The 25,820-nt window shown below is 44.2% G+C and carries 28 protein-coding genes; 26 read left to right on the top strand and 2 right to left on the bottom strand.

Going from position 1 to position 25,820, the window contains the following annotated elements; all coding sequences use genetic code 11:
* Nucleotides 1–660: 660 nt before the first annotated feature.
* Together KH172YL63_RS13595 and KH172YL63_RS13590 are read left to right on the top strand one after the other, a co-directional pair.
* A complete protein-coding gene (locus KH172YL63_RS13595) occupies nt 661–1,938 on the top strand; it encodes a Glu/Leu/Phe/Val family dehydrogenase (protein WP_173106609.1) in 1,278 nt (425 codons plus the stop codon).
* 328 nt (nt 1,939–2,266) lie between these two features.
* A complete protein-coding gene (locus KH172YL63_RS13590) occupies nt 2,267–3,235 on the top strand; it encodes a YpdA family putative bacillithiol disulfide reductase (protein ID WP_173106608.1) in 969 nt (322 codons plus the stop codon).
* Nucleotides 3,236–3,407: 172 nt separating this feature from the next.
* Here KH172YL63_RS13590 and KH172YL63_RS13585 read toward each other — a convergent pair whose 3' ends face one another.
* On the bottom strand, nt 3,408–4,382 hold the full coding sequence (locus tag KH172YL63_RS13585; protein WP_173106607.1) for an asparaginase: 975 nt from the start codon (nt 4,380–4,382) through the stop codon (nt 3,408–3,410).
* A gap of 90 nt (nt 4,383–4,472) precedes the next feature.
* Here KH172YL63_RS13585 and prsW point away from each other — a divergent pair, with 90 nt between their 5' ends.
* The 9 genes from prsW (at nt 4,473) to fni (ending at nt 12,457) form a co-directional block, all read left to right on the top strand.
* Nucleotides 4,473–5,156, top strand: a complete 684-nt coding sequence (prsW, locus tag KH172YL63_RS13580; protein ID WP_173106606.1) for a glutamic-type intramembrane protease PrsW — start codon at nt 4,473–4,475, stop codon at nt 5,154–5,156.
* Nucleotides 5,157–5,364: 208 nt separating this feature from the next.
* Complete coding sequence (sleB, locus tag KH172YL63_RS13575; protein ID WP_232066199.1) at nt 5,365–6,162, top strand: spore cortex-lytic enzyme; 798 nt, start codon at nt 5,365–5,367, stop codon at nt 6,160–6,162.
* A 14-nt stretch (nt 6,163–6,176) separates the two neighbouring features.
* Nucleotides 6,177–7,523, top strand: a complete 1,347-nt coding sequence (gene ypeB, locus KH172YL63_RS13570; protein ID WP_173106605.1) for a germination protein YpeB — start codon at nt 6,177–6,179, stop codon at nt 7,521–7,523.
* 332 nt (nt 7,524–7,855) lie between these two features.
* Nucleotides 7,856–8,503, top strand: a complete 648-nt coding sequence (locus KH172YL63_RS13565; protein ID WP_173106604.1) for a flagellar brake protein — start codon at nt 7,856–7,858, stop codon at nt 8,501–8,503.
* Between the two features lie 52 nt (nt 8,504–8,555).
* On the top strand, nt 8,556–8,744 hold the full coding sequence (locus KH172YL63_RS13560) for a YpfB family protein (RefSeq protein WP_173106603.1): 189 nt from the start codon (nt 8,556–8,558) through the stop codon (nt 8,742–8,744).
* A gap of 143 nt (nt 8,745–8,887) precedes the next feature.
* Nucleotides 8,888–9,556 (top strand): (d)CMP kinase, encoded by a 669-nt coding sequence (cmk, locus tag KH172YL63_RS13555; protein ID WP_442858733.1) that lies wholly within the window; start codon nt 8,888–8,890, stop codon nt 9,554–9,556.
* Nucleotide 9,557: 1 nt separating this feature from the next.
* Nucleotides 9,558–10,139, top strand: a complete 582-nt coding sequence (locus KH172YL63_RS13550; RefSeq protein ID WP_173106601.1) for a lysophospholipid acyltransferase family protein — start codon at nt 9,558–9,560, stop codon at nt 10,137–10,139.
* 119 nt (nt 10,140–10,258) lie between these two features.
* Nucleotides 10,259–11,392 carry a 30S ribosomal protein S1 gene (gene rpsA / locus KH172YL63_RS13545; RefSeq protein WP_173108178.1) on the top strand — a complete coding sequence of 378 codons (1,134 nt, stop codon included), beginning with the start codon at nt 10,259–10,261 and terminating at the stop codon, nt 11,390–11,392.
* Between the two features lie 12 nt (nt 11,393–11,404).
* Entirely contained in the window at nt 11,405–12,457 is a 1,053-nt protein-coding gene (gene fni, locus KH172YL63_RS13540; RefSeq protein WP_173106600.1) for a type 2 isopentenyl-diphosphate Delta-isomerase, read from the top strand.
* Between the two features lie 410 nt (nt 12,458–12,867).
* Here the strand turns inward: fni and KH172YL63_RS13535 are convergent, their stop codons facing one another.
* On the bottom strand, nt 12,868–12,990 hold the full coding sequence (locus tag KH172YL63_RS13535) for a YpzI family protein (RefSeq protein ID WP_173106599.1): 123 nt from the start codon (nt 12,988–12,990) through the stop codon (nt 12,868–12,870).
* 108 nt (nt 12,991–13,098) lie between these two features.
* Between KH172YL63_RS13535 and KH172YL63_RS13530 the strand changes: the two genes are divergently transcribed.
* The 15 genes from KH172YL63_RS13530 (at nt 13,099) to ndk (ending at nt 25,675) form a co-directional block, all read left to right on the top strand.
* Nucleotides 13,099–13,713: a YphA family membrane protein gene (locus tag KH172YL63_RS13530; RefSeq protein WP_173106598.1), complete on the top strand. Its 615-nt coding sequence runs from the start codon at nt 13,099–13,101 to the stop codon at nt 13,711–13,713.
* Entirely contained in the window at nt 13,710–14,606 is an 897-nt protein-coding gene (locus tag KH172YL63_RS13525) for a YIEGIA family protein (protein ID WP_173106597.1), read from the top strand. The genes KH172YL63_RS13530 and KH172YL63_RS13525 overlap by 4 nt, the downstream gene beginning before the upstream one ends.
* On the top strand, nt 14,603–14,794 hold the full coding sequence (locus tag KH172YL63_RS13520; RefSeq protein WP_173106596.1) for a capping complex subunit for YIEGIA: 192 nt from the start codon (nt 14,603–14,605) through the stop codon (nt 14,792–14,794). Before KH172YL63_RS13525 ends, KH172YL63_RS13520 begins: the two co-directional genes overlap by 4 nt.
* Before the next feature lie 174 nt (nt 14,795–14,968).
* Nucleotides 14,969–16,279 (top strand): ribosome biogenesis GTPase Der, encoded by a 1,311-nt coding sequence (der, locus tag KH172YL63_RS13515; RefSeq protein WP_173106595.1) that lies wholly within the window; start codon nt 14,969–14,971, stop codon nt 16,277–16,279.
* 16 nt (nt 16,280–16,295) lie between these two features.
* Nucleotides 16,296–17,342, top strand: coding sequence for an NAD(P)H-dependent glycerol-3-phosphate dehydrogenase (locus tag KH172YL63_RS13510; RefSeq protein ID WP_173106594.1), 1,047 nt, complete (start codon nt 16,296–16,298; stop codon nt 17,340–17,342).
* A gap of 358 nt (nt 17,343–17,700) precedes the next feature.
* Nucleotides 17,701–17,889 (top strand): DUF2768 domain-containing protein, encoded by a 189-nt coding sequence (locus KH172YL63_RS13505; RefSeq protein WP_173108177.1) that lies wholly within the window; start codon nt 17,701–17,703, stop codon nt 17,887–17,889.
* 71 nt (nt 17,890–17,960) lie between these two features.
* Nucleotides 17,961–18,629, top strand: coding sequence for a hypothetical protein (locus KH172YL63_RS13500; protein ID WP_173108176.1), 669 nt, complete (start codon nt 17,961–17,963; stop codon nt 18,627–18,629).
* Between the two features lie 248 nt (nt 18,630–18,877).
* Complete coding sequence (spoIVA, locus tag KH172YL63_RS13495; protein WP_138775747.1) at nt 18,878–20,356, top strand: stage IV sporulation protein A; 1,479 nt, start codon at nt 18,878–18,880, stop codon at nt 20,354–20,356.
* A 742-nt stretch (nt 20,357–21,098) separates the two neighbouring features.
* The gene (locus KH172YL63_RS13490) at nt 21,099–21,371 is read left to right on the top strand and encodes an HU family DNA-binding protein (RefSeq protein ID WP_034758336.1); all 273 of its coding nucleotides are present in this window, start codon (nt 21,099–21,101) and stop codon (nt 21,369–21,371) included.
* A 230-nt stretch (nt 21,372–21,601) separates the two neighbouring features.
* Entirely contained in the window at nt 21,602–22,168 is a 567-nt protein-coding gene (gene folE, locus KH172YL63_RS13485) for a GTP cyclohydrolase I FolE (RefSeq protein WP_173106593.1), read from the top strand.
* Nucleotides 22,169–22,177: 9 nt separating this feature from the next.
* On the top strand, nt 22,178–22,402 hold the full coding sequence (gene mtrB, locus KH172YL63_RS13480; RefSeq protein WP_442858732.1) for a trp RNA-binding attenuation protein MtrB: 225 nt from the start codon (nt 22,178–22,180) through the stop codon (nt 22,400–22,402).
* A gap of 191 nt (nt 22,403–22,593) precedes the next feature.
* Entirely contained in the window at nt 22,594–23,427 is an 834-nt protein-coding gene (locus KH172YL63_RS13475) for a heptaprenyl diphosphate synthase component 1 (RefSeq protein ID WP_173106591.1), read from the top strand.
* 5 nt (nt 23,428–23,432) lie between these two features.
* On the top strand, nt 23,433–24,134 hold the full coding sequence (locus tag KH172YL63_RS13470) for a demethylmenaquinone methyltransferase (protein ID WP_173106590.1): 702 nt from the start codon (nt 23,433–23,435) through the stop codon (nt 24,132–24,134).
* Between the two features lie 28 nt (nt 24,135–24,162).
* Complete coding sequence (hepT, locus tag KH172YL63_RS13465; protein WP_173106589.1) at nt 24,163–25,125, top strand: heptaprenyl diphosphate synthase component II; 963 nt, start codon at nt 24,163–24,165, stop codon at nt 25,123–25,125.
* Nucleotides 25,126–25,228: 103 nt separating this feature from the next.
* Complete coding sequence (gene ndk / locus KH172YL63_RS13460) at nt 25,229–25,675, top strand: nucleoside-diphosphate kinase (RefSeq protein ID WP_173106588.1); 447 nt, start codon at nt 25,229–25,231, stop codon at nt 25,673–25,675.
* Nucleotides 25,676–25,820 lie beyond the last annotated feature (145 nt).

Genomic DNA, 25,820 nt, shown 5'->3' with positions numbered 1-25,820 from the left:
CCTCTGGGCAAGCCCCCTCCGCTTTTCGGATTGTCCAGCTCCGGCGGCTAGTCCCTCGAGGTCATAGGTCGAATCAACCAAAAAGGCCAAGAGCGCCTTTCCGGTTGATTCGCCTTATGCTTGTCGGGCCTGCCCAAGCCGCCTACGCTTTTCGCGATGTCCAGCTGCGGGGGCTAGAGGCTCGAGGTCATAAGCCAAACAGTCCAAAAAGGCAAAGAACGCTTTTCCGGCCTGTTCGTCTTATGCTTGTCGCCTCTGGGCAAGCCCCCTCCGTTTTTCGGATTGTCCAGCTCCGGCGGCTAGTCCCTCGAGGTCATAGGTCGAATCAACCAAAAAGGCAAAGAGCGCCTTTCCGGTTGATTCGCCTTATGCTTGTCGGGCGTGCCCAAGCCGCCTACGCTTTTCGCGATGTCCAGCTCCAGGGGCTTGTTCGAGGTCGCCAAGTCACCAAAAAAGGCAAAGAACGCCTTTTATGGTGACTCGCCTTATGCTTGTCGCCCCAGGGCAAGCCCCTTCCGCTTTTCTTTAATGACAGCGCTTTCAATTATTTGTTTGTTTTTGCGATTTCCTTCTTTGCAAGAAGAAATCAAACGTGTATACTATGTCATGAATGGGACTGGGTTCCTGAAATCAGTGAAGAATACTGGGAGGTTTACATACATGGTAGCCGAAAAGGGGAAAGAAACACATCAAGCATCTGATAAGCATGATGTTCTGAAGTCTACACAAACGGTTATTCAACTTGCACTAGATAAATTGGGGTATTCTGAAGAAGTTTTTGAATTGTTAAAAGAACCGGTCCGGATGTTGACAGTGAAGATTCCGGTCCGGATGGATGATGGGAAAGTGAAAGTATTCACGGGTTACCGTGCTCAGCATAATGATGCGGTCGGACCGACAAAAGGCGGCATTCGCTTTCATCCGAATGTTTCGGAAACAGAAGTGAAGGCGCTTTCAATCTGGATGAGTTTGAAATGCGGGATTGTTGACCTTCCGTATGGAGGCGGAAAGGGCGGGATCATATGCGACCCCCGTGACATGTCATTTCGTGAGCTTGAACGTTTAAGCCGGGGATATGTCCGTGCCATCAGCCAAATCGTTGGACCATCTAAGGATATACCTGCACCTGATGTATTTACAAACTCACAGATCATGGCATGGATGATGGATGAATACAGCAGGATCGATGAATATAACTCGCCGGGATTCATTACCGGAAAGCCTTTGGTCCTCGGGGGATCCCATGGGCGGGAAACGGCGACTGCAAAAGGCGTGACGATCTGTATCTATGAAGCGGCTAAGAAGAAGGGAATCAAGCTTGAAGGGGCTCGTGTCGTGGTGCAGGGATTCGGAAATGCCGGAAGTTTCCTCGCGAAATTCATGCATGATGCAGGAGCGAAAGTCATCGGGATTTCTGATGCATATGGAGGCCTTCATGATGAAGACGGCCTCGATATCGACTATTTGCTGGATCGCCGGGACAGTTTCGGAACAGTGACGAAATTGTTTAACAATACAATCACAAATGAAGAGCTGTTAGAGCTTGATTGCGATATTCTTGTACCGGCTGCAATCGAGAATCAGATCACAGAAAAGAATGCCCACCGGATCAGGGCGAGCATCGTTGTAGAGGCGGCTAACGGTCCTACCACGCTTGATGCGACGAAGATTCTGACTGAAAGGGGCATTTTACTCGTACCCGACGTGTTGGCATCCTCAGGGGGCGTAACCGTTTCATACTTCGAGTGGGTCCAGAATAATCAGGGTTATTACTGGTCGGAAGAAGAAGTGGAAGAAAAGCTTGAAAAGATTCTTGTCAGCTCGTTTAATAATGTGTACGAAACCTCGCAAACGAGGAAAGTCGACATGAGACTTGCCGCCTATATGGTCGGAGTAAGAAAAATGGCAGAAGCCTGCAGGTTCCGCGGCTGGATTTAGCCGACTGGATTTCCATTTGTAAAATAAATGATCAACCGAACGCACTCAAGATTCCTTGAAGAGAATCGAATGCGTTCGGTTTTTTTGATATATGAAAGCATGGGAGTATGGAAAGTGCATGGGTTGGTCCAAGACAATATTGCATGTTTTCCTGAAATGAAGTCGTCCATTTTGTGCCATCATACGGAATGAAAAGCTACGGTCCGAGTGCTTCCTTTTGACCTGACGGCGATCTTATTCCATAATGATTGGGTAGAGAAAGTTTATTCATCTGAAGTTAACGGACATAACCACCATTCAGATACAGGAATTGAAGGAGTGGCTGAAATTGAAACAAGAAGAATGCATCATTGTAGGCGGCGGGCCGTGCGGATTGTCTGCGGCTATCAGCTTAAAAGAAAAAGGCATCAATCCTTTGATCATTGAGAAAGGGAATATTGTGAATGCCATCTATCACTACCCTACCCATCAAACCTTTTTTTCATCAAGTGAGAAGCTTGAAATAGGGGATGTGCCTTTTGTTATTGAAGAACATAAGCCAAGAAGGAATCAGGCGCTTGTTTATTACCGGGAAGTGGCCAAAAGGAAGGACCTGAGGATCAACCGTTTCGAAACGGTGCTGCAAGTCAGCAAAGAGGAAGGGTGCTTCACTGTATCCACTTCAAAGGACACATACAAAAGCAAAACGGTCGTCATCGCAACCGGCTATTACGATCATCCGAATTACTTGAATATTCCAGGTGAGAATTCGGAAAAGGTATTCCATTATTTCAAGGAAGCCCATCCGTTTTTTGATACGGATGTCGTCGTAATCGGCGGGAAGAATTCCGCAGTGGATGCTGCCCTCGAGTTGAATAAAGCCGGGGCAAGGGTAACCGTCATCTATCGTGGAAGTGAATACTCAAAAAGTGTAAAACCGTGGATTCTTCCTAACTTTGACGTACTTGTCAGAAACGGTGAAGTGAAGATGGAATTCAATGCATGTGTAGAAGAAATAAAAGCAGATTCCGTCATCTACAATGTAGACGGGAAGAAGCAGGAAATCAAAAATGATTTTGTGTTTGCCATGACGGGTTATCATCCTGATCACAGCTTCCTGACCAAGATGGGGATCAACATCGATGAAGAAACCGGACGGCCAGCATTTCATCCTGAGACGATGGAAACGAATGTAGAAGGTGTTTATATTGCAGGTGTCATAGCTGCAGGTAACAATGCCAATGAAATATTCATTGAAAACGGCCGATTGCACGGAGGCTTGATCGCCGATTCCATCGTGAACAAGATGAATGGGTAATTGACTGAGGTCAGGTCAAGGGTGCACGTGAAACCCACTGGAGAGAATCGCGACAATAGATAATATGTAATAAAATATCTTTTATTTGAGTAGGAGAGCATAGTTTTGCTCCACTCTCCTGAATGTTTAATGAAAAAAGAGGCTCTGATGTGAGCCTCTTTTTTCATGTATTCTAGTTTTTGAAAATTGATTCCAATTCTCCGATATCCGAAGTCTGGGCAAGTGCAACCATTAGTTTGATTCTGGCCTTCTGCCCATTCAATCCGTTTGAGAAAATGACCCCTTTTTCTTTCAGCTGTTTTCCTCCACCGGAGTAGCCGTATATATCCTGGACGATCCCGTTGAAGCATCGGGAAACGAGTACAACAGGAATATTCGCTTCAATGAGTCCATTGATGCCGCTGACTGTGTCTGGCGGAAGATTCCCCTGCCCTAACGCTTCGATGACGACACCGTCGTATTGAAGATCCTTGATGACTTTCAATAATCCAGAATCCATGCCGGCGTATGCTTTAATCAATGTCACTCTTTTTGAAATATCGCATACTTGATAGAATTCAGACGAGGTCGGCTGGTGATGGAAGAGGACGCCCCTTTTTGTCACGATCCCAATCGGCCCGTACTGTGGACTCTGGAAAGTCGACACATTGCTTGTATGAGTCTTTGTGACGTTTTTGGCTGAATGGATTTCGTCATTCAAGACAACCAATACGCCTTTACCCTTGGATTTTTCATCTGCAGCGACCCGGATGGACGAAATCAGATTATATAACCCGTCTGCGCCGATTTCATTACTTGATCGCATGGCGCCCGTCACGACGATCGAGACAGGGAGGGAGACGGTTAAATCCAGGAAATAAGCTGTTTCTTCCAGCGTATCCGTTCCGTGTGTGATGACAACACCGTCAAATGCCTTTTCCTTGTAGGTCACTTCGATTATATCTTTAATCTGCTGCATATGTTGAGGGGTGATGTGGGGCGATGGCAGATGAAAGGCTTCTTTAACCATCAGATTTGCCAAGTTTGAGACGATGGATGTTTGAACAGAGAGAGGGTTTTCCTTCCCTGGTGTCACAGCGCCTGTCTGTGCATCTTCCATCATCGAAATGGTTCCCCCAGTATGTATGACCAATATATCTTTCTTCATCGTTCATTCCTCCAACCATGTAAATTCCTGTTTCCAATCCTACTTTAACATGATACGATTAAGAAAACCGAAAGAAAAGAGGACTTTTTTATGCTGGTGATTTTATCAGCGGGTATAGCACCAGGATTAGCATTGTTAAGTTACTTTTATTTACGTGATCAATACGAGGCGGAACCTGTTGCATTGGTGTTCAAAACGTTTATGTACGGGGCCCTCATTACTTTTCCGATCATGTTTTTACAATATGTCTTGGAAGTCGAAGGAATCATCGGCTCCAATTGGTCCACAGCTTTTATCTCCTCAGGTTTCCTGGAAGAATTTTTTAAGTGGTTTATATTAATGTTTGCGATATTTCAGCATGTTGATTTTAATGACCCTTATGATGGCATCATTTACGGGGCAAGTGTTTCATTGGGATTTGCGACAGTAGAGAATATCCTTTACTTGATCGCCAACGGAGTGGAGCACGCTTTCGGAAGGGCTTTGCTTCCTGTATCCAGTCATGCCCTGTTCGGTGTCATTATGGGGTATTATTTGGGGAAGGCCAAATTCTCTTCAAAGGAAGAAAGAAGAAAATGGCTGTTCCTTGCCATGACGATTCCTTTTATATTGCACGGAACGTACAATTATATCTTCTTAGCGGAAACGAACTGGGTTTATTATATGGTACCGTTCATGCTTTTCCTGTGGTGGCTGGGACTGAAGAAAGTGAAGAGTGCCAACAGACTGACAGAAAACAAGTATAAAACTGAATTGGAAAATGAAATTATTTAAAGACGTTCCTTATGGGAGCGTCTTTTTTTGTTTTTTTCAACCCGGCTGTTATTGGGCTGTTGGTCGCCAGCTTTTGCGAAAATGCTTTTTGTGAGGAGATTTGTATAAAATGGGAACCTCTACAAAAACTAGAGTTAATGATAATTGAATATATGGAGGTTAATGCATGATGAATAATCGTTTCAAAGTGGTTTCAACATCTGTCGTCATGGTGCTTCTCTGTTCACTCTTGATGATTTCCACTGAGGGTAAAAGGGCGGACGCATTCACAAATCAAGTCATTCAACATGGGGCTACAGGAGAAGATGTCATTGAGCTTCAGTCCAGGCTTCAATATATCGGTTACTATAATGGCGCAATTGATGGGGTGTTTGGGTGGGGAACATACTGGGCCCTCAGAAACTTCCAATATGAGTTCGGGCTTCCGATCGACGGACTCGCCGGAAAGGAAACAAAAGATAAATTAGTAAAGGCCTCGAAGTACAATAAACAGTTTGTAAAAGAGCAGATAGAAAAAGGAAATAAATTCAGCCACTATGGCGGTACCGATATGAGCAAACAAAGTACACCTGATAGCGGAAAATCCGCTTCAGATAGCAGTGAGAAAGCGACGCCTTCAAAACCTACGGCGGTAAATACACCAAATGGGTTCTCCCAGAATGATATCCAATTGATGGCGAATGCCGTATATGGGGAAGCAAGGGGTGAACCGTATGAAGGACAGGTGGCGGTGGCTGCTGTCATCCTTAACCGTGTTGACAGTTCGTCCTTTCCGAATACAGCCGCTGGCGTCATCTTCGAGCCCGGTGCATTTACGGCTGTTGCCGACGGACAAATCTGGCTGACGCCGAATGACAGGGCGAAAGAAGCTGTCCTCGACGCAATCAACGGCTGGGATCCTTCTTCAAGTGCACTGTACTACTTCAATCCAGCAACTGCAACAAGCAAATGGATCTGGTCACGGCCGCAAATCAAAAAAATCGGAAAGCACATATTCTGTAGTTAAAGAGGTGGATGAAATTGCTGCGAATCATACTAATTACCGTACTCGTCCTCGGCGTTGCCGGTACTGCCTTCTGGGGATACCAGGAGCATCAGGAGAAGAATGCCATTTTGATCAATGCCGAGAATAACTATCAAAGGGCATTCCATGAGTTAACCTATCAAATGGATCTTCTACATGACAAAATCGGTGCCACACTTGCGATGAATTCGAGGAAATCATTATCCCCTGCTCTTGCAGATGTATGGAGACTGACTTCACAGGCTCATAGCGATGTAGGTCAGCTCCCACTGACCCTGCTCCCTTTTAACAAAACGGAAGAATTCCTGAGCAATATCGGAGATTTCAGCTACCGGGTGGCTGTAAGGGACCTTGATAAAAACCCGCTGACAGAAAAAGAATATCAATCACTTGAACATTTGTATAAACAAAGTGCCGACATTCAGAATCAATTACGTAAGGTTCAACACCTCGTCATAGAGAACAATCTACGCTGGATGGATGTTGAACTTGCCTTGGCGTCAGGAGATGAGCAGGCAGATAATACGATTATCGACGGCTTCAAGACCGTGGAGAAAAACGTGACTGGTTATGATGAAGCGAGTTTCGGTACAACAACATCCGTGAACAGCGAAAGAAAGAATCAAAATTTTAAAAAGTTGAAAGGCGAACAAATCTCAAAAGAAGAGGCAGTGCAGATCCTCCGTAAGTATTCCGGAATATCAAAATCGAAGGACGCGAAAGTATCCAAAAGCGGAAAGGGTTCAGATTATAAATTTTACAGCGTCTCGATTGGAAACGGAAATACAGAAGCAAGCATGGATGTCACTCAAAAAGGAGGATATCCGATCTGGTATATCAACAACCGTGAAATTAAGAATGTGAAAATCAGCTTGAATCAGGCGGCGGAAAAAGCGACTGCATTTTTAAAGGAAAATAATTTTAAAAACCTTGAGTTATATGAAAGTGCCCAATATGACAAGATCGGAATCTTTACCTATGTGACCGTATTGGACGGAGTGAGGATTTATCCGGACTCAGTCAAAATAAAAGTGGCATTGGATAATGGGCAGATAGTCGGCTTCGCCGCTGAAGAATACTTGACGAATAATCACATAAGAGAATTGAAGAAGCCTGCAATCACGAAGGCAGAGGCACGAGAGACCGCCAATCCTAATCTGAAGATCATGGAAGAGCGAAAAGCGGTGATCGTGAACGATTTGAATGAAGAAGTCCTCTGCTACGAATTTTTAGGCAAGCTTGGAAAAGATACCTACAGAATCTTTATCAATGCACAAACAGCTGAAGAAGAAAAAGTAGAAAAACTGAAAAATGCAGAGCCGATATATGAAGAGGTAGTATAGGTGAGAAGTCTGCAAGCCCCTAAACAATTTATGATTATCTTCGCGGGTATATTGGCATAGCTTTAAGCTTGGAATGAGAAAAAATCCGAACGACCCTGTGATTTTCTGATTGAAAATCGAGGGTCGATAGGATTTTTTTGTTAACAGCATGCTTCATTTCGGCTGCTGAACGCCAATTGATTTCCATGCTTTCTGGGGGAAAATCTTTAAAGGAAAACAACTGCGTTCCACTACATTTTCTATCAAACAGCGTTTATAAAAAAGAGGTGGAAAGGTGACGATTGTCATGACATAATAAAGATACATAAAATGGGAAGTGGGAGTTTAGGACTATGATAAAAACAGGCACCGTATTACAGTTGGAACCTTTACATAATGATACTTTCGAAAAATACAGATGCCGGGTCGTTGAAATGGGCACGGAGGGGATATACATTGATTATCCGATCAACACCAAAACGGAAAAAGCCATTTTTCTCATAGATGGAACCCAGCTAAAAGCAAGCTTTGTCATAAACGAGCATACTGTGATGATGTTCGAAACCGAAGTTGTGGGCCGTAAACTAGCCAAGATCCCGATGATCCATCTCCATTACCCTGGGGAGGAAGGGCTGATCAAGATCCAAAGAAGGCAATTCGTCCGGGTTGAAGCCCACACGAATATATCGCTGCAGATCAATGGGGCATACCACCCCACAATCACTGAGGACCTCAGCGCAGGGGGCTGTGCGGTCAAAGTAAGGGAAGGCATGGAGCTGCAGGATGGTAAAGAAATCACGACTGTCATCGTTCTTCCGATGCAAACAGGTGAATGTCAGTATGTACAGATCAAAGGAAAGGTCATAAGAGTATTTGAAAAAGATCCTTACAAGGCTGCGAGCATAGAATTCGTCCATTTAACGGAAAATCAGCGGCAGCTCATCTTAAGATACTGCTTTGAAAGACAATTGGATTTAAGAAAAAAGGGTCAGCTTGAATAAAACCCTTTAAAAGGCACATACTTTTTCTAAGGAAAGAAAAAGGGTGAGGTCTTTGAAAACCATTGAACGGATTTTGATCAAACTGGCCATTATTCATTTTATTTTATTGATTGTCGTCCAGGTTCTCTTTCAAGAGACCGATATGATTCCAAGCCTTCATAAAATCGTCTTTTATGAAGGGGTGGAGAAAATGGAATACAGTGAAATCGTTGAAACCATTTCAGGTAGAGCAGGGGATTGATGCCTGCTCTTTTTCGTGGGGTGCTCACTGGATAAGCTTGTTCTCATACAGAGAAGATTCTAAACAAAGAATCTATAAACCAATCGGGAGATTTATGTTAAAATGGGTAAGAAAATTAATAGGAATGTTAGTAGGTGGATGAATTGAAGAAATTAAGAATTGCAATCGATGGTCCTGCGGCGGCAGGGAAAAGTACTGTGGCGAAAATCGTAGCAGGAAAATTATCTTATCTTTATATTGATACCGGGGCGATGTACCGCTCTTTAACGTATAAAGCTTTGAATGAAAATGTAGATCTGCATGATGAAAGTGCATTAAAGGATCTATTATCTCAAACGACAATCGAGCTGGAACCGTCTGAAGAGGGCCAGCTTGTATTCCTGGATGGCAATGACGTAACGGATGCAATCAGACAAGCAGCCGTGACGAATTCTGTGTCCCATGTTGCCGTGCATTCAGAAGTAAGGGAAGAAATGGTCAACAGACAGCAGCAGCTCGCGAAAGAAGGGGCTGTCGTAATGGACGGAAGGGACATCGGAACGCACGTCATCCCTGATGCCGAGGTGAAGGTATTCCTGCTTGCGAGCGTAGATGAAAGAGCCCAGCGCAGACATGATGAAAACCTTTCAAAGGGATTCCCGAGTGACTTGGAAAAGTTGAAAGAGGAAATCGCGCTCCGGGACAAAATTGACTCGGAAAGAGAAGTTGCACCGCTGAAAAAAGCGGAGGATGCGACCGAAATCGATACCACTTCCCTGTCAATCCCGGAAGTGGTGGAACAAATCATGCTGTTAGTAGAAAGGAAAGGTTAAAGTGAACTTATATACCTTTGCGAGAGGTCTGGTTAAATCGATACTGTCCCCTCTATACCGGATAGAGGTTCAGGGGACCGAGCATTTCCCGAAAGAAGGCGGCGTTCTGCTTTGTGCCAACCATATTGATAATCTGGATCCCCCGGTTGTCGGGATTTCTGCACCGAGGCCTGTCTCTTTCATGGCAAAAGAAGAACTTTTCCGCGTGCCGGTCCTCGGCAAGCTGCTGCCTGATCTGCGTGCATTCCCTGTCAAGCGGGGAATGAGTGACAGGGAAGCCCTCAGAAAAGGACTTAAGGTTCTGAAAGAGGGAGATGTTTTAGGTTTGTTTCCAGAGGGTACTAGAAGTAAAACAGGAAAAATTGGCAAGGGGTTAGCCGGTGCAGGCTTTTTCGCACTCCGTTCCGATGCAAAGGTCGTACCGTGTGCGATCATCGGACCTTATAAACCCTTCAGAAAATTAAAGGTTGTATTTGGCCCGCCGATTCCTATGGAAAGTATCCGACAAGACAAACTCAATGCGGAGAAAACGACTGAAATCATCATGGAGTGTATTGAAGACCTCATACATGCACATGAATAAGATAAGGTTTTCCGCTTGACAAAAAGGTGTATTTATTAGAAGTTAGTAGAAAGAATATTTTAAATTGCGAAGTGTTGCAATTATCAAAATCTTTGCAGTCATGGATTAAGGAGGAGTACATAATGGAAGACATGAATGGAATTGAAGTGAAAAACCTTGAAATTGGTGAAAAAGTTAAAGGGACTGTCACTAAGGTTGAAGAAAAGCAAGTCTTAGTTGACGTTCAAGATAGCAAAGTGGATGGCATCATTCCAATTAGTGAACTCTCAAGCCTTCATATCGAAAAAGCTTCTGATGTAGTCAGTGAAGGGGATGTACTGGAGTTAATCGTGACGAAAGTGGAAGAAGAACTGCTTGTGCTTTCAAAGCGTAAAGTGGATGCTGAAAAAGCCTGGGAAGAAATGAAATCCCGCTTCGAAAACGGTGACGTATTTGAAGCTGAGGTCAAAGACGTTGTAAAAGGCGGTCTTGTAGTGGATCTTGGCGTAAGGGGATTTGTGCCGGCTTCATTGGTTGAGGATTATTATGTCGAGGATTTCTCTGACTATAAGGATAAAACATTAACATTCAAGATTGTAGAGCTTGATCAGGAGAAGAACCGTCTGATCTTATCCCATCGTGCAGTGGTAGAAGCTGAAAAACAACAGCAGAAGAAACAGCTTCTGACTGATATTGAGACGGGAGCTGTCCTGGAAGGGACTGTTCAGCGCATTACCGATTTCGGGGCGTTCGTTGATATCGGCGGAGTTGACGGGCTTGTCCATATCTCTCAATTGTCCCATGAGCATGTGGAGAAACCGTCTGACGTTGTGACAGAAGGTCAAAAAGTTCAGGTGAAGGTGTTAAGTGTTGATCGTGATAATGAACGCATCTCGTTATCCATTAAAGAAACACTTCCTGGACCATGGAGTGAAATTTCTGAGAAAGCACCAAAAGGCGCTGTGCTCGAAGGTGTTGTCAAACGCTTAGTATCTTATGGGGCCTTTGTTGAAGTGTTGCCTGGTGTAGAAGGACTTGTTCATATCTCTCAAATTTCTCACCAGCATATCGGTACGCCTCACGAAGTCCTGAAAGAAAATCAGGACGTCAAGGTAAAGGTGCTCGATGTGAATGAGAATGAACAACGATTATCTCTAAGCATCAAGGCACTTGAAGAAAAACAAGAAGAAATCACGGATTATGAAATGCCGGAAGAAAGCACCGGATTCCAATTGGGAGAAATGATTGGAGACAAACTAAAAGATCTGAAGTAATGGTGATGAATTGTGACAAGAGCTCAAAGAAAGCAAGATCATATTAATTATGCTTTATCAACAGGTCAGCAGCGGCTAACTGGATTTGATGAAGTGGCTTTTGTCCACCAAAGCTTACCGAATATAGCGGTAGATGATGTTCATCTATCCACGAGAATTGGCGAACTTACCTTAAGTTCGCCAATTTTTATCAACGCTATGACAGGTGGCGGTGGAGATTCCACTTTAAAGATCAATGAAGAGCTGTCGATCCTTGCACGTGAAACCGGAATGGCCATTGCGTCAGGATCTCAGATGTCGGCTTTGAAAGAAGCTGCTGAACGGGAAACGTATCAAATCATGCGGAGATGTAACCCTGACGGAGTCATACTCGGCAACTTAGGGAGCGAGGCCACCGTTCAACAAGCACGAGATGCTGTGGAGATGCTTGAAGCCGATGCTTTACAGATCCATCTGAATGTCATACAGGAACTGACGATGCCAGAGGGAGATCGGGATTTCAAGGGTGCGATTGAAAGGATCGGCCTGATAGCAGAGGACCTATCTGTTCCTGTCATTGTGAAAGAAACAGGCTTCGGAATCAGCCGGGAAACTGCAGCCGATTTGGAGGATACTTCAATTTCAGCCATTGATGTAGGCGGCTTTGGAGGAACGAATTTCTCCAAAATTGAAAATAAACGCAGAGACCGGATGTTGGACTTTTTTGACGGGTGGGGAATTCCGACGGCGGTATCCATTGCAGAATGCCGAACAGCCTCCACGAAACCGGTGCTCGCTTCAGGCGGTATTCAAAACAGCCTGGACATTGTAAAGTCTTTAAGTCTGGGGGCATCTGCTGCAGGAATGGCGGGGGTAATTCTTAGGAACCTGGTAGAAAAAGGTCTTGAAGAGACAATCCAGGAAGTGAACAGCATTCATGGGGACATCAGGTTCCTGATGTGTGCGCTCGGCTGTTCAAGGATCGAGGACCTCCAGTATGTACCACTCATCCTGTCAGGCGGGGTGTACCACTGGCTTAAGGTCAGAGGTATGTATCCTGATCAATACAGTAAAAGAAAAGAATGAATAAAAAAGAGAGCGGGTTTCCATAATTGGAAGCCCGCTCTCTTTTTATTTGGCTCTTTTCGCATTGATTGTTTCTATTATTAGACGAACATGTGAGCACCTTCGGAAATTAGAGACTATGGGATGAAAAAATTCCCATAGCAATGAATCAAGGGCAATGTGCTTCATTGACGTAAATCACTACTCTTCAAAAAATGAATAAGCAGTTAATTCATTGAATTTCCGGTTTTTATCTTCGATGGTTGATTGGAGCGGAAGATGCTCGACTCCTGCGGGAACCGCTGGACAGGTGAGACCCGCAGGACGAAGTCCGAGGAGGCTCACCGCCAGCCCCGCGGAAAGCGAGCATCTGGAGCGGAAATCAACCGCATCTGACTTTTTTAAAAGCCACAATGTTTACGAACAGCCTTTTATTTTGTCGTACCTTTTTTCGCTTCAAGACTTGTTGCCCCGTTAAAATGCAAGCCTTGATCTCGGTCTGATTCCACTCTTTTACTTTGTTTTAATTTCTTCTCTTGGCGATCTTTGCCCATCGGTCCACACCTCCCATCCATATTTTTTCTTAGAAAAGTTGATTCATACATGAATGAGATACATAAAGATTTTCCATAATGTAGATAATAAGGAAGGAGGGTCACCAGTTGAGTGGGATATTGTTTTTATGGCTGATGTGGGGGATTTGGGTGTATACGACATTTTTATTAGATAAAGCGCACCCTGGTCGTTTTATGGCATCTTTCCTGTGCTTGCTCCTGATTGTTGTGTATCCATTTGGGGTCAGGTTTGAATCCCTTGAGATTGCAGTTCCTGCCATTGTTTTTGCTCTTATTTGTTTCTATTACATAAGAAAATTGTATGTTCATGAAAAAATGTACATGCTGATTGCAGTTCTGACAGTCGGGATGTTTTATGCGGGGATAGGGTTCATCGCCATTTATGATCCTGTACTTATCCCCATTGAACAAAGGTGGATCGTGGCTGCCGGAATGGTGATCCTGGCTCTCATTTTCTATGGGCACCCGGATCATGCCAAGAGACGGTCCGTCGTCATTGTGATGGGCAGTCTGATCGGTGAATTCTTTCTCGGAATTCCGTTGATCAAGATTGGTTTCACTTATTCAATTGGGGGCCATGCATACCTTGATACGCTCGCCGTATCGTTCGGCGTGCTCATCGCCTTGAAAGTACTCGGAGAGGTGAATCTTTTATTGAACTTCAAGACACAGAGTAGTAAAGGGGAAATGAAAAACTTATGAATGTATATGTTTATCCTGTGATTTTCGGAGTGGTGGTGGGGACACTGACCAGAATTTTCATGTTGCGTACAGATTATCGTCAATATCCTACATATTTGCATGGGAAAATCATTCACATAGCGTTGGGGTTCATCGCAGCCGGGCTCGGGACCATCGCGATCCCGGCACTCTTGGAAGAAAACTTTACGGCCATCACCTTCTTGACCGTTGCAGCTTCCCAGTTCAGGGATGTACGGAATATGGAGAGAAATACGCTCACTGAATTAGATGCATATGAGCTGGTGCCGAGGGGAGCTACCTATATCGAGGGGATTGCCGTTGCTTTTGAAAGCAGGAATTATCTAGTCATCTTCACATCCCTCCTCGCTACGATTGCTTATATCATATTTAATATTTATGCCGCTTTGTTGATCAGCGGACTATGCATGTTGCTTGCACATAAATTGATGTCCGGCGGCCGGTTGAAGGATATCGTAAACATTGAATATGTTAAACCCCATTTTGAAGGGGCAGGCTTATATGTAGATAATATTTATATCATGAATATCGGGCTGAAGGTCAGGCAGGAAGAAATACTGAAATATGGGATGGGGTTCATTCTTTCACCAAAGTCCTTTGATGCAAGATCAACACTTGCCAACCTCGGTCAACGTCAAGCCATTCTACATGATATGTCGACTTCACTGGGCATCTTCAAGGACTCTGGCACACCGGCCTTGACGCCGCTTGCGAAAAGGGATCTGGATGATGGCAGGATCGGGGTGTTCGTCCTTCCGCAACGTAAAGATGTCGAAAAGGCAATCGCGATTCTCGGACAGGTTCCAACCCTTGAAAATGCAATCAGAATGCCCTCAGAATCAAAAGCCAACAAGGAGGGGAGTGAATTGAAATGAGCACGACCATCCAAAAATTCATCCTTGCCACTGTCACGACTACTAAAGAAAAGGTACTGGGCGGCACAAGTGTTTACTATTGTCAAACAGACGAAGAATGTCAAAAAATATGCGCAAACCTGGAGGCGATCCTGGACGGTATCGCCCACGAAATAGACGACGGGCTATTCATCATTGTAAAACATTGATTGCTAGTTTAACTTTTTATTGATAAAATACTAAAGTTAGGGGACTGTCCCATAAGGAAACAATACCTTAAGGGTCAGTCCTTCTTATGCATAGTCCGAAATGAAAATGGTTGAAAAAGGTAAAAATGAGGAAATGTAAGAAAAGGATATCTTCTTACAGAAAGGGTGAATAACGTGACAAAACCAGTGGTAGCAATCGTAGGACGTCCAAACGTTGGGAAGTCCACGATCTTTAATAGAATAGTCGGCGAAAGAATATCAATCGTTGAAGATGTTCCTGGAGTGACAAGAGACCGTATATATAGTTCTGCCGAGTGGCTGACGCATGAATTCAATATTATTGATACAGGTGGAATCGAGCTCGGGAATGAACCATTCCTGGATCAAATCAGGCAGCAGGCTGAGATCGCCATCGACGAAGCAGACGTCATCGTGTTCCTGACGAACGGTCGTGAAGGCGTGACGGCAGCGGATGAAATCGTGGCAAAAATCCTATATCGTTCCAAAAAACCGGTTGTCCTTGGAATCAACAAAATCGATAATCCGGAAATGCGAGAAATGATTTACGATTTTTATGCACTCGGATTCGGCGAGCCGTACCCGATCTCGGGATCACACGGTTTGGGGCTTGGAGACCTGCTTGATGAAGTGGTGAAGAACTTCAAACAAGAAGAAGAAGAGGAGTATGCGGAAGATGTCATCAAATTCTCCCTGATCGGCCGACCGAATGTCGGGAAATCTTCCTTGGTCAACGCGTTGTTGGGAGAAGACCGCGTAATCGTCAGCAATGTTGCCGGTACGACCCGGGACGCGATCGATTCGTCCTATACGTATGATGGACAGGACTATGTCATCATCGACACTGCCGGGATGAGAAAAAGAGGGAAAGTGTATGAAACCACTGAAAAATACAGTGTGCTACGTGCCCTCAGAGCGATTGAGCGTTCAGATGTCGTCTTAGCGGTCATTGACGGTGAAGAAGGAATCATCGAACAAGATAAGAAAATCGCTGGGTATGCCCATGATGCAGGCCGTGCAGTTGTGATTGTCGTCAATAAATGGGATGCTGTTGATAAAGATGAAAAGACAATGAATAAATGGGAAAAGAATATTCGTGAACACTTCCAATTCCTTGATTATGCACCGATCGTCTTTTTATCTGCCAAAACAAAGAAACGCATCCACACGCTGCTGCCAATCATCAACACAGCAAGTGAAAACCACGCAATGCGCGTTCAATCAAGCGTCCTGAATGAAGTCATCATGGATGCGGTTGCCATGAATCCTACTCCTACGGATAATGGCAAGAGATTAAGAATCTATTATGCAACGCAAGTGGCCGTTAAGCCGCCTACATTCGTTGTGTTTGTAAATGATCCTGAATTGATGCACTTCTCTTATGAGCGATTCCTTGAAAATAGAATTCGTGATGCATTTGGATTTGAAGGAACTCCTATTCGTATTATTGCCCGTGCTAGAAAATAATAAGGTGGGTGTAAAAATGAAGAATTCAAAAAAAGTAACGGTAATAGGTGCAGGAAGCTGGGGGACGGCGCTTGCCATGGTCCTTGCAGATAACGGCGTAGACGTCAGGATCTGGGGACACAAGAAAGAACAAATCGATGAAATCAACACGCAGCATACGAATCAAAAGTACTTAAAAGGGATTCAGCTGCCTGAAACCATACAGGGATTTCATGATCTTGGTCAATCATTGGAAGGTGTCGACACGATCATCCTCGCTGTTCCGACGAAAGCGATCCGGGGCGTTCTCGGTCAAATTCAGGAGGTTCAGCATGGTCCGTTGACTGTGGTCCATGTCAGCAAGGGAATCGAACCTGATTCACTGTTGAGGATCTCGGAACTGATCGAAGATGAAATGCAACCTGAGAATCTGCATACTGTTGTGGTATTGTCCGGGCCAAGTCATGCTGAAGAAGTCAGCCTGAGACATCCGACCACCGTTACAGTCTCTTCGAAGGATATGAAAGCTGCCGAAGAGATCCAGGATTTATTCATGAATATGAATTTCCGTGTGTATACAAATCCCGATATGCTCGGTGTGGAGATCGGCGGGGCCTTAAAAAATATCATCGCGCTTGCTGCCGGAATAACAGACGGGCTTGGTTATGGTGATAATGCCAAAGCCGCCCTCATCACACGCGGACTGGCAGAAATCGCCCGTCTAGGGACGAAAATGGGCGCGAATCCATTGACGTTTTCAGGGTTAACCGGGATTGGTGATTTGATTGTGACTTGTACGAGCGTCCACTCCAGGAACTGGAGGGCGGGAAATATGCTTGGAAAGGGTCATAATCTTGATGAGGTCCTGGAAAACATGGGGATGGTGGTAGAAGGTGTAAGAACCACCAAAGCAGGGCACCAGCTTGCTGAAAAGTATGAGGTGAATATGCCGATTACCAATGCCCTGTACGATGTCCTATTCAATAAAGTAGATGCAAAAGAAGCGGTGGACCATTTAATGGGACGTGTCAAAACGAACGAAATGGAAGACCTTGTGAATATTCTGGGTGAACGTTTAACCTGATCACCATGAACCTGCAGGAGTCCTGCCTTTCCTTTTTGGAAAAAACAAGTAATTATTCTTGTATATATGGGCATTCGAGGATGCGAACTATGTTCCTCCTGCATACACTGTGATGAATATATACAGCTTTGCCTATGGATGGGTAGGTCTCCCTTATTTAGAGCACCTCTCGTATTTTGACATCATCCCAAGTGATGTCAAAATACATGAGGCGCTCTTTTTTTGCGGGGCGGGAAAAGGCCGTGCATACGTGCACGGCCTTTTTAACAGATTCTTGAACAACCAATCTTTTCTATTCCTAAGTAAAACTCTTATGATATAATACATTCGTTAACAGGAGGGATGCAGTTTGGATTCGATGATGAAGATGTGGGTTTCGTTTGCATCAATGGGATTCATGTTTTTTGCCATATTGGCGATCTATTTTAGCAGATATAAGATCAAACAGAAATTTTTTCGGTTTATCACCGCTTTCACAGCATACATATTGATGATCGCTGGCGGGCTTATGATGATTTATATAGTATTCAGCGGACCGACCAATTAGGTGCCGCCCGATTGAAAGGACGTTTTAGATTGAAGCGCTTATGTATAACCGCAATTTCCCTCATACTTACGATGAGTATTCTTTCAGGCTGTATGTATCCTGAGGAAAATCTGAGCCAAAACCAGATCCCTTATGATACCCAGGTGAAAGCTGCACAAGAGGCAGTAGACAGTTACCAAATGGATAACAGCGGACTGCTTCCCATCAAGACCAGGGACCAGGATACACCTGTTTATCAGAAGTATCCGATTGATTTCCGGAAGCTTTCGCCAAGATATCTGCCTGATATACCAGGTAATGCGTTTGAAAACGGCGGGATTTTTCAATATGTTTTAGTGGACGTTGAAGAAGATCCTTCAGTCAAAATATTTGATTTACGTATCGCAGAGCAAATCCGGGAATTGAAAATCAGGATTCAGGCAAAGGATTATCCTCCCTTTAAAGAGGAAGTGGCAAACAATGTGTATACACTCAACTATAAAGAGCTTGGTTATGATGAGGAAGTCTATGTAAACAGCCCGTATTCAAGTAAAAACCTGCCCCTGGTCATTAATGGGGACGGTGACATATTTGTTGATTATTCCATGGACTTATTTGAAAAGCTTAATGAAAGTGATGAAACCTATAACGAAGGTGACGATATCCGGGATATGCTTGTGAAAGACTCGCTCTTTGTACCTGCATATTCACTGCCATATACCATTGATGAAAATAACGAACCGGTCTTTATGACAAATTAGGCATAACCCTTTCCTTGCAAAATATATTGTAAGGGAAGGGTTATTATTTTTATGTCATCCTTTATAGGCACCTTCATCAAATTAACGCTCATAAATGCAGAGACATAATACATTCAACTTTTCATCATAAGGAGGGGAAAAAAAGCATATTTATAGTCATAAGTCATTGGGACAACATCATAAATATAGAATGTGAGACAGAATACACGGATGAAACATCCCTGGAATATAAGATGGGAGGGAATCTCTTGGAAAGAGTCGATCTATTTAAAGACATTGCCGAAAGAACTGGCGGAGATATCTATTTAGGTGTGGTAGGAGCAGTAAGAACAGGTAAATCAACGTTCATCAAAAAATTTATGGAACTGGTTGTCCTTCCTAACATCGCGAGTGAATCAGAGCGGGCGAGAGCGCAGGATGAGCTGCCACAAAGCGCAGCCGGACGGACAATCATGACGACCGAACCGAAGTTTGTCCCGAATCAAGCGATCTCCGTTCATGTGGATGAAGGGCTTGAAGTGAATGTGAGATTGGTAGATTGTGTAGGATATACAGTCCCGGGGGCCAAAGGATACGAGGATGAGAATGGTCCTAGGATGATCAACACGCCATGGTATGAAGAACCGATACCATTTCATGAAGCCGCCGAGATCGGCACCCGGAAGGTCATTCAGGAGCATTCCACGATCGGGGTCGTCGTGACGACAGACGGTTCCATCGGGGAAATTGGCAGGGGTGATTACATCGAGGCCGAGGAAAGGGTCATAGAAGAGCTGAAAGAAGTCGGTAAGCCGTTTATCATGGTGATCAACTCGGCTAGGCCCCATGCACCGGAGACAGAAGACCTGAGAGTGAAGCTTCAGGATAAATATGATATACCTGTCCTTGCGATGAGTGTGGAGAGCATGAGAGATTCGGACGTACTCAGTGTGTTAAGGGAAGCTCTGTTTGAATTCCCAGTATTGGAAGTGAATGTGAATCTTCCGAGCTGGGTGATGGTTCTCAAGGAAGAGCACTGGTTGAGACAGAACTATCAGGAAGCTGTAAAGGAGACAGTGAAGGATATTAAACGATTGCGGGATGTGGACCGTGTCGTTCACCACTTCAGTGAATTCGATCATATTGAACGTGCAGGACTTGCAGGGATCGATATGGGGCAGGGGATTGCGGAGATTGACCTGTATGCGCCTGATGAGCTGTACGATGAGGTGTTGAAAGAAATCGTCGGGGTGGAAATCAGGGGGAAAGATCATCTTCTAGAGCTGATGCAGGACTTTGCCCACGCAAAAGCAGAATACGATCAAATCTCCGATGCACTTCGGATGGTGAAACAGACCGGGTACGGGATCGCTGCTCCGTCATTGAATGATATGAGCCTCGATGAACCTGAAATCATCAGACAGGGATCCAGATTCGGCGTAAGTTTGAAGGCGGTGGCACCATCGATTCACATGATCAAGGTGGATGTACAGTCTAAATTCGAACCGATCATCGGCACCGAAAAACAGAGCGAAGAGCTTGTGCGCTACTTGATGCAGGATTTTGAAGATGACCCACTTTCGATCTGGAATTCAGATATATTCGGCAGAAGCCTAAGTTCGATTGTAAGGGAAGGCATTCAAGCAAAGCTTTCACTTATGCCTGAAAATGCCCGATACAAACTCAAAGATACGCTCGAAAGAATCATCAACGAAGGATCCGGTGGATTGATCGCCATCATATTATAAAAATCTGTTGACCTTCCCCGGAAGGTCTTTTTTTTCTTTAACTGTAGCCGGATTTCTTATTTGTGCTGAGGATAAGCGGGAGAGGGATGATGGAACACGTTATTGCAAAGGTTTTATCTCCTGAGAGTTTTTCATGAAATCTACCCGTCCGACAGAGGTCGAAATTGTATGGTTACATAGTCGACAAAAAACATTTTCCGTGCACGGGAAAATAGAATACCTGGTATTCCCGCATTGTATATTTATTAATTTCATTGGGAAGGGTCAGTGGAAAGTCAAAATGAAAGCGAAGAGAAATCCCTCTGTATCGGTATTTATAAAGGAATGGGGAGGTGTCCGGCACGAGGACTGGGTATACATCCCATCCAGGGAGAGGGAGCCGGATGTTTAAGCTGAAGCAAGGTCGGGAAGGTAGATAGAGTACCTGGCCAGGAGGATAAAAGTTGCAGTCTCCGAACGGAAGTGATAAGTTGGAGAGACTGCGAGAATAAAGGGTTTGATGGCGTTTCTATTACATTTGTGTTTCAAATAAGAAAAGATTCCCATTATTTCTTGATTTATTCTTGCTAAGGTGATTCTATTGTGATAATCTTTTAACAGAATTGTTGTTGAATATTGATTCAGCAACGTTTTCAAGCGTTTTTTCTAGACTTTATGTATAGAATTCGCTAAAGTTGTTTACTAATGATATTAAAGTAAATGAATCATGACTGAGACATTTCCTTGGGAGGAGGTGAATGGCATGAATAAGACAGAACTAATCAATGCTGTTGCAGAAGCTGCTGAGCTATCTAAGAAGGACGCTACTAAAGCGGTTGACGCTGTTTTCGATACAATTCAAAATTCACTTGCAAACGGTGATAAAGTACAATTAATCGGATTCGGTAACTTCGAAGTACGTGAGCGCGCAGCCCGTAAAGGTCGCAACCCACAAACAGGTGAAGAGATCGAAATCTCAGCTAGCAAAGTACCTGCTTTCAAACCAGGTAAAGCGCTTAAAGAAGCTGTAAAATAATTACATACTTTGAGCGGAACGGAAGGTCGCATGTTTATGCGGCCTTTTTTTTTGTGTCTTTTTATACTATTCACCCCCTATTAAGAAAATATGTAAGTGAATTTATTCTCTTCCCGGCCTTTTTGTATTATGATAAAACTTCTAAAGCACTAGTCTTTGATGACATTATAGGCTTGTGCTAATATTAACAATGTTACTATTTCTTTAAGTTACTATAGGAGGACAACAGTATGGCAGAAGTCAATCACGGCCAAATAGAAGAAGCGATTCGGTTAATATTAGAAGCTATTGGAGAGAATCCTAATAGAGAAGGATTATTAGATACGCCAAAACGTGTGGCTAAGATGTATGCAGAAGTATTCTCAGGCCTCGATCATGACCCGAAAGAATACTTTGAGACAATATTCAGTGAAGATCATGAAGAATTGGTACTTGTGAAGGATATTCCATTCTATTCCATGTGCGAGCATCATCTTGTGCCTTTTTACGGGAAAGCTCATGTCGCATATATCCCGCGGGATGGCCGCGTGGCTGGTTTGAGTAAACTGGCGAGAGCGGTAGAGTCTGTCGCGAAGCGTCCTCAGCTGCAGGAAAGAATCACCTCAACGGTAGCAGATACAATCATGGAAACCCTTGAACCATATGGTGCAATGGTCGTCGTAGAGGCCGAGCATATGTGCATGACAATGCGAGGCGTGAAGAAGCCTGGATCAAGTACTGTGACAACGGCTGTAAGGGGCTCTTTCAAAGAAGATGCCCAGGCGCGCAACGAAGTTCTTACTTTTATCAAGAATTAGGAGTGACCCATGATGAGCTCAAACGATTATATTGTCATTAAAGCAATTGAAGACGGTGTGAATGTGATCGGCCTGACAAGAGGGACGGATACCCGATTTCATCATTCAGAGAAGCTTGATAAAGGAGAAGTGATGATTGCCCAGTTTACAGATCATACTTCTGCGATCAAAGTAAGAGGAAAAGCTACGATCGTGACCAGCTACGGTGAAGTGGAGAGCGATAACAAGAAATAATGCTGCAGCCGGTCAAGGCTCGGGTATCGGGTGGGACGGATCAAGAAGAGTGAAGCTTCTTGGTCGTCCCCTTTGTTATAATCAGCCGTATGCCGGTGAAGACTCGTTCCCTATGATGGGGAATTTTATGGTATAATATTTAATGCTGAAATTTTTAGACTGATACATAGTAGAAATGGGGACGAAAGGGTATGAAATTCATTGATTGTAACCATCAAGCGAATATCATTCATCAATACATAGAAGAGCAGTTGCATCACTCTTATCTGAAGGAGTATATCGATCAGCCTTATATCGATCGTGACCGGATTTATTTTCTGCTCATGCCTTTCATGCGTGAAGGGCGAACCGTGGATGAAGAAGTGATGCAGTGGATTTCGACTGCCATGTTATTGCAGATAGCCCTAGATACCCATGAAAAGGTTACAATCTCTGATCGGGAATCTCTGAAGGAAAGACAGCTGACCGTACTTGCTGGCGTATACTTCAGCAGTCTGTATTATAAGATTCTTGCAGAAACAAGTGATGTAGACCTGATAGCATATTTAGCGAAAGCGATTAAAGAAGTGAATGAAAGTAAGATTTCCATATACAAGAACGAACTGCCTGATCTTGACGGACTCATGAATGAGTTAAAGAAACGGGAGTCTGCCATCATTTCGGCATTTTATTCCTTCTTTGAAGATGATAAGTGGATCGGGGTGGTCGGAGAAGCCCTCCTTTACAAGAAGCTTGTCCAAGAGAAGGTTTGCCTCCAACATTCTGAGTACACGAGTTTTATCAAGGCCTTGGCTGCGGTCATGAATCATGCCGGGGACGAAGAAACCGATGCACTCTTTATACAGGAACGCACTCAAGTGATGATCGCACAACTGGATGGATTGATCGGTCAGGTGAAGGATTCGATTCACACCCAGCTGAAAAGAATGGAGTCGGACACCCCGTTCTCCAAAAAGATGATGGTGGAGTTGTTTCCATTCACTGAGCCTGAACCAATGACCAAACTATACGCGGAAGAAGGGTAAACGAAATGCAGCAGTCCAAAGAACAAAGAGTCCATGGAGTATTTGAAAAGATTTATTCCAATTATGACAAAATGAATTCGGTGATCAGTTTCCAGCAGCATAAAAAATGGAGAAAAGAAACGATGAAGCATATGGACGTCAAGAAAGGTGCATCGGCTCTCGACGTATGCTGCGGCACTGCAGATTGGACATTGGCAATAGGCGAGGAAGTCGGGGACACCGGAAAGGTTATCGGCTTGGATTTCAGTCAGAACATGCTTTCAATCGGAGAAGAGAAAGTGAAAGAATCCCACCTCGATCATATTGAGCTGATCCATGGAAATGCAATGGAGCTGCCTTTTGACGACAATTCCTTTGATTATGTCACGATTGGATTCGGTCTGAGGAACGTACCTGATTACCTGCATGTCCTCAAAGAAATGCATCGTGTCGTGAAGCCAGGCGGCATGGTTGTCTGTCTTGAAACCTCCCAGCCTACCATGTTCGGTTTCAAACAGCTTTATTATATGTATTTCCGCTTTGTGATGCCCCTGTTTGGGAAGCTGTTTGCGAAGAGTTTCTCTGAATATTCCTGGCTCCAGGAATCTGCACGGGACTTTCCGGGCATGAAGGAACTGGCAGACATGTTTAAAGAAGCAGGTTTCAAAGAGATCACTGTAAAGCCATATAGCGGTGGCGTTGCGGCCATGCACTCCGGTAAAAAGTAAGAAATTCGTAAAAATAGGTGGAAAAATTATGAAGCTAAACAGGATGTATTCGTTTCTTAAGACGGATATCGATGAAATTGAAAAGGAATTGGAAGTGGCGATCAAGTCCGAATCTGATCTCTTACAAGAAGCCTCCCTTCACCTCCTCCAGGCAGGTGGTAAAAGGATCCGCCCTGTTTTTGTATTATTGTCGGCTAAATTTGGACAATATGACATCAACATTGTTAAGAACGTGGCTGTGGCACTGGAATTGATGCATATGGCTTCCCTTGTCCATGATGACGTCATTGATGACGCTGAATTAAGAAGGGGAAAACCGACGATCAAGGCCCAGTGGGATAATCGTATCGCCATGTATACCGGAGATTATATCTTTGCCAGGGCGCTTGAGTACATGACCCAAATCAAAAGTCCAGAGGCCCATCAGATCCTCTCCCACACTTTAGTGGAGCTGTGCAAGGGAGAAATCGCTCAAATCGAGGATAAGTATGACTTTGAGCAAAATCTCCGAAATTATCTGTTGCGAATCAAACGAAAAACAGCCCTCTTGATCGCTGTGAGCTGCCAGCTTGGCGCCATTTCATCGGGTGCGCCTGAAGAAGTTCATCGACGACTGTACCGGTTTGGTTACAATGTGGGGATGAGCTTTCAGATCACAGACGATATCCTGGATTTAACGGCAAGCGAAAAAGAACTTGGGAAGCCTGCCGGAAGCGATCTGTGGCAAGGGAACATCACCCTTCCGATTCTCTATGCGATGGAGGATCCCCAGTTAAAAGCGAAGATCGAAAAGGTGACCGAATATACTTCCCGCGAAGAAATGAGAGAGATCATCTCATCCATCCTTTCGACAGATGCCATCGAGCGGTCACACCAATTGAGCGGAATGTATTTGGACAGGGCGCTGAAGGATCTGGACCATCTTCCATACAACCGTGTGAAGAAAACCTTGAAAAATATCGCGAACTTTATTGGCAAGAGAAAATATTAAGAAAATTTAAAATGGAAACGTTGCCAAAACCCCCAATCAGTGTTACTATTTTCGTGGGATGTCCTTAGGACTTCTATACATACATAATTTAGGAGTGGGGAAGATGGAAAAGACGTTTTTAATGGTAAAACCAGACGGTGTACAAAGAGGGTTAATCGGCGATATCGTATCCCGATTCGAGAAAAAGGGCTTCCAACTTGTAGGGGCCAAATTAATGAGCATTTCAAATGAACTTGCAGAAGAGCATTATGGCGAACACAAAGAAAGACCTTTCTTCGGGGAACTGGTTGACTTCATCACAAGCGGTCCTGTATTTGCCATGGTGTGGCAAGGTGAAAACGTGATCTCAACGGCACGTGGGATGATGGGTGCTACAAATCCTAAAGATGCAGCGGTAGGAACGATCCGCGGTGATTTCGGACTGACAGTCGGAAAGAATATCATCCACGGCTCTGACTCTGCTGAAAGCGCTGTTAGAGAAATTGGATTATTCTTCAAGGAAGAAGAACTTGTTGAATACGCCAAGCTAATGAATGAGTGGGTATACTAATATAGCTATTACGGAATTTCCGTTTTATATGAGATGAAGGGCAAGCTGTTTTGGGACAGCTTGCTTTTTCTATGAAAATGAACTTAAGTTTTTACATTAATGTTCGATATAGTAATTATAGTCTTATACCTTTATGTCGCAAAGA

Origin of the sequence: Bacillus sp. KH172YL63 (assembly GCF_011398925.1) — a bacterium.
Lineage (GTDB): Bacteria > Bacillota > Bacilli > Bacillales > Bacillaceae_B > Rossellomorea.
Note: the sequence above shows the minus strand (reverse complement) of the source record. Positions and strands in the feature narration are given on the sequence as shown.